The organism is Protofrankia sp. Cj3, from assembly GCF_917627355.1.
Classification (GTDB): Bacteria; Actinomycetota; Actinomycetes; order Frankiales; family Frankiaceae; genus Protofrankia.
This window is the reverse complement of the sequence record NZ_CAKJTR010000134.1, coordinates 10976-14695: the sequence shown is the minus strand read 5'-3', so window position 1 is coordinate 14695 and position 3720 is coordinate 10976. Positions and strand designations below refer to the sequence as shown.

Here is a 3720-nt window from a genome sequence, read left to right as displayed (position 1 = left end):
GTGACATGGTGGTTGACCTGGGCAAATAGGTTCGCGCTGTAAGTCGACGTGGTCGGGGAGATTGTGAACGGGCAGGTCGGCGGTCTGGATTCCGGTTCGCGCGGAACTTAGGTTTGCGGCCGGTGGTCGCGGGACGTGACGGTAGGTGTGGCACAGTGCTCCGTCACCGGCGCGCGCCGTGACAACCGTTCACGTGGACGGCTGTCGCACCTCTGGGGCGCCGGTTGCCCACACCACGACGGCTCGGTCGTCTCCGGCGGAGGCGAGAAGGACCCGTCCGTCGGTGAGCGGCACCGGGGCCAGCGCCCGCACCCAGTCGGTGTGGGCTTCCGCCGTCTGGCTGCCCCGCTCCGGCGCCTTCCCGAGTTCGCTGGTGACCTCCGCTGCCGGCGCGAGCCGCCTGCTGGTCGTCGACCAGGCCGAAGAGCTGTTCACCGCCTGCGACGCGGCGGTCGCGGCCCGGTTCGCCCGGCTGCTGGTGCGCGGCCTCGGCCGGCCCAGTCCGGGTGGTGGCGACGCTACGCTCGGAATTCCTCGACCAGCTGCTCACCCTGGCCTCCGCCGCCGGGTGGGGGTAAGAGCCGGTCAGCGCGACCGGGCCCGACCAGTCCGGCCGGTCGGTGGGCCGGGCGGTCAGCCGCCGGGTGCCGCGGATCATCGACCCGCGCCGGTCGTACGCCTCGGTGGTCAGCTCGCCGGACTGGTCGCGTAGCCGGGCCACCCGCCCGCGCAGATTGGCGTCCTCGGCGCCGGGCACGCCCTCGCCGTAGGTGGTCTCCTCGATGAGCACGCCGTCCACCCGCAGCGCGACCGGCCGGCCCATCGGGTCGTACTCGGTGTCGTGCCGGCGCCCGAACCCGTCCCAGCGGCTCACCACGGCGTCCCGGGCGTCCGGCAGCACGGTCCGGCGCCCCTGATCGACGCTGTCCTCGCGGATCAGCCGGCCGAGCATGTCGTACCGGCACTCCGACACCGCCCGGTCGTGCGCGTCCACCACCGAGCGCAGGTTGCCCTCGGCGTCGTGCACCGTGCGGGTGCGGTACCGCTCCTCGACGGTCACCCCGTCCCGCAGGAACCGGTTGTGCGTGATCGCCAGGAACTCGCGCCCGGTGACGTCGAACAGGACCGTCGAGGGGGTGCCGGCATGCGCCACCGCGGCCTCGGCCGCCGCCTGCTCGACGGGATCGGCCGACTGCCGCATCGTGGTCACCCAGGCCGGCCGGTAGTCGTCCGGGTCCAGCGTCGCGATCAGCGGCCCGACGTCCGGATCGGTGGCCGGGTCGGCGCGGTCGACCGTGTCGTTGCCGTCCCACCGGGCGCGGCGCCAGGGCGAGAAGACCACCTTCTCGTACGTGTGATCCGGCCGGACCGTGGCCACCAGGCGCCCGATCGGGTCGTACCGCAGGATCGACGACACCCCGGTCGCGGCGGCGTACTCGAACCCCGGGGTGGGGCTGAAGAACGGCTCGTACTTGCGGATCGGGCGGCTCTTCTCGTCGTAGACGGTCCAGCCGGTGCCGACCCAGCGCGCGCTCCCGTCCGGGGCGGGCTCGTCCGGGACCTTGCTCTGGATCTCCCGCCCGAACCCGTCGCTGTACGCGATCGAGTGGGTCACCCGGACGGTCTCGCCCGGTGCCAGCCGCGCGGTGTGCTTCTCCCGGGCGTACCGGTGCACGGCCGCCGGCTGGGGTTGCGGGTCGTCCCGGGTCCGCCGGAAGGCGAACAGGTCGTAGGCCAGCCGGCTGGTCGCGGTGCCGACCCCGTCCGGCCCGTCGGCGTCCAGGCTGTCACCGGTGGCGTCGCCCGGCTTGCCGGCGATCGCGGTGGCCACCAGCATGCCGAGCTCGTCGTGCCGCAGGTGGGTGGCGTTGCCGTTGGCGTCGACGACCGTGTGCGGCTGCAGCACCCGGTAGTCGTGTTCCGCGGTGACCAGGTTTCCGGGTGGGGACGTCGGCGAGTCGTGCCAGCAGCAGGTCGGGGGCGGCTCGGCCGTCATCGACAGCGGCGCAGGCTGGTTGCCGCACTGCGGCAACCAGCCTGCGCCGGATCGAGCGCGGCGAACAGCGGGTGCGCGAGCGGCCACCGCCACCGATCGGGCGCGAGGTCGACCAGACGAGCGCAGACGGCTGACGGCCACCACCGGCGCGACCCGCACCGTGGCACGCCTGGGCGGGCGCCACGGCGGCACCGAGGAGCGTGGTCGCGCGCCGGTGCGCCGCTTGGTCGCGAGCGGGTGTTCCCCGGACGCCGAGGCGACGCGCGGCCCGGGATGGTCGAAGATCCCGCGGGAGCTCGGGTCGCCTCCCCGCGCGGCGTACACGCTGGTCTGTTCGTCGAGCCACCGGCATGGGGTGCCCGATGACAGACGAGAGCTGTGATCGGTCGTCCTCGAGAGCGCCGTGGCGAGTCGCGGGCTGCGGCAGCGGCGCCTGGAGCCGGCCCGGGTTTGGTCTACCGTAGGGACAGGCGGAGCACTCTCCGCGGCAGGTCCGAGGTGGGAAGGCGGTGTCGATGATGAGTTCGCCTTCCGGCGGCCCCCCGCCCGGGTCGCGCTACACCGACGTGCGCCCGTACGCGGTCGCCGACTCCCTTGGCGATCTTCACGGTCCGACGGCCGGTGTGGTCGTCCTGGACCGGTGGCTGGACTGGTCGGGTTCGGGTCGCTACGACCTGGGAAATCCGGGCCGGCTGGTTCGGATGTACGAGACCGTTCTGCGTGAGGCGTCGAAGAAGACGGACCTTTCGCGGTGGCTGGACGGGCGCACACTCGTGCGGCTCTGGCGGGAACTCGTGCTGCCACCGCAGGTGCGCAGCCGCTGGGAGACACGGTTCCCCGAACTGGCCACCGGGCACTGGTCCGCGGCGTAGCGACGTTGACGGCGCAGACCCCGCCGATCCACCGGCGGCTGGCGGCCATCGGACTGGATGTCGGCGGGCCGTGCGGGTTCGCGCTGGCCGGCGGTCACGCTGTCGCGGCCCACGGGATTCTCCAGCGGCCCAGCGAGGACGTGGACCTGTTCGCGGACTGGGCCAGGCGCGCGGACTTCCCCGCCGCGGTGGACGCCGTGATCGCGGCATACAGAGCCGACGGCCTCGAGGTCCACGTCGAGATGCGAACCGATCTGATGGCGCGTCTCCACGTGACGGACCCGAACCAGCCCGGCGAGCTTCACCGCGTCGAACTGGTCGCCAACTGGCGGTTCCAGCCGCCGGTCCAGATGGACGTCGGACCGGTACTCCACCCGGACGACGTCATGGCCGGCAAGATCGACGCGCTGTGCAACCGCGCCGCCGCCCGCGACTTCCTAGACATTGACGCTGCGATCACCGGAGGGCACTACACCCTCGACCGACTCTGCGAGATCGCCCAGGAGGCCGACGCCGGGTTCGACCGCCGGCACTTCGCCGCGATGCTTGAGCTAATCGGCCGACTTGACGACCGCGACGACTTCGCCGCCTACGGCGCGACCCCCGAGTACCTGGCTGGCCTGCGGCTGAGAGTCGCAGACTGGCGCACCCACCTCACCAGGGAATGAACACCGCCTCGCTCGCGGCCCCATCGAAGCGGACGCGCCTGTCGGCCAGATCGGGACGCCGAGGCGGATACCGAGCGCGAGGTCGTTGCCCAAGCCGTTATGGCCGCTGTTTGGGGCTGTCCACTATCCAGTCGTGGCCACCAGACACCGGATGCTCAAGTCGTCATGGGGCTGCCAACTGGAC

3 protein-coding genes are annotated in these 3720 nt (G+C 72.4%); 2 read left to right on the top strand and 1 reads right to left on the bottom strand.

The features are described 5' to 3' along the window. Positions 1–163: 163 nt before the first annotated feature. Positions 164–1996 (bottom strand): hypothetical protein, encoded by a 1833-nt coding sequence (locus MJ783_RS16945; RefSeq protein WP_239311418.1) that lies wholly within the window; start codon positions 1994–1996, stop codon positions 164–166. 515 nt (positions 1997–2511) lie between these two features. Here MJ783_RS16945 and MJ783_RS16940 point away from each other — a divergent pair. Then, positions 2512–2868: a hypothetical protein gene (locus MJ783_RS16940; protein WP_239311416.1), complete on the top strand. Its 357-nt coding sequence runs from the start codon at positions 2512–2514 to the stop codon at positions 2866–2868. A gap of 5 nt (positions 2869–2873) precedes the next feature. Next, complete coding sequence (locus MJ783_RS16935) at positions 2874–3536, top strand: nucleotidyl transferase AbiEii/AbiGii toxin family protein (RefSeq protein WP_239311414.1); 663 nt, start codon at positions 2874–2876, stop codon at positions 3534–3536. The last annotated feature ends 184 nt before the right edge of the window (positions 3537–3720 follow it).

What these genes read in the sequence shown, in the direction of transcription:
- MJ783_RS16945 (WP_239311418.1), bottom strand. Translation starts at nt 1,996, where the DNA reads ATGACGGCCGAGCCGCCCCCGACCTGCTGCTGGCACGACTCGCCGACG.
- MJ783_RS16940 (WP_239311416.1), top strand. Translation starts at nt 2,512, where the DNA reads ATGATGAGTTCGCCTTCCGGCGGCCCCCCGCCCGGGTCGCGCTACACC.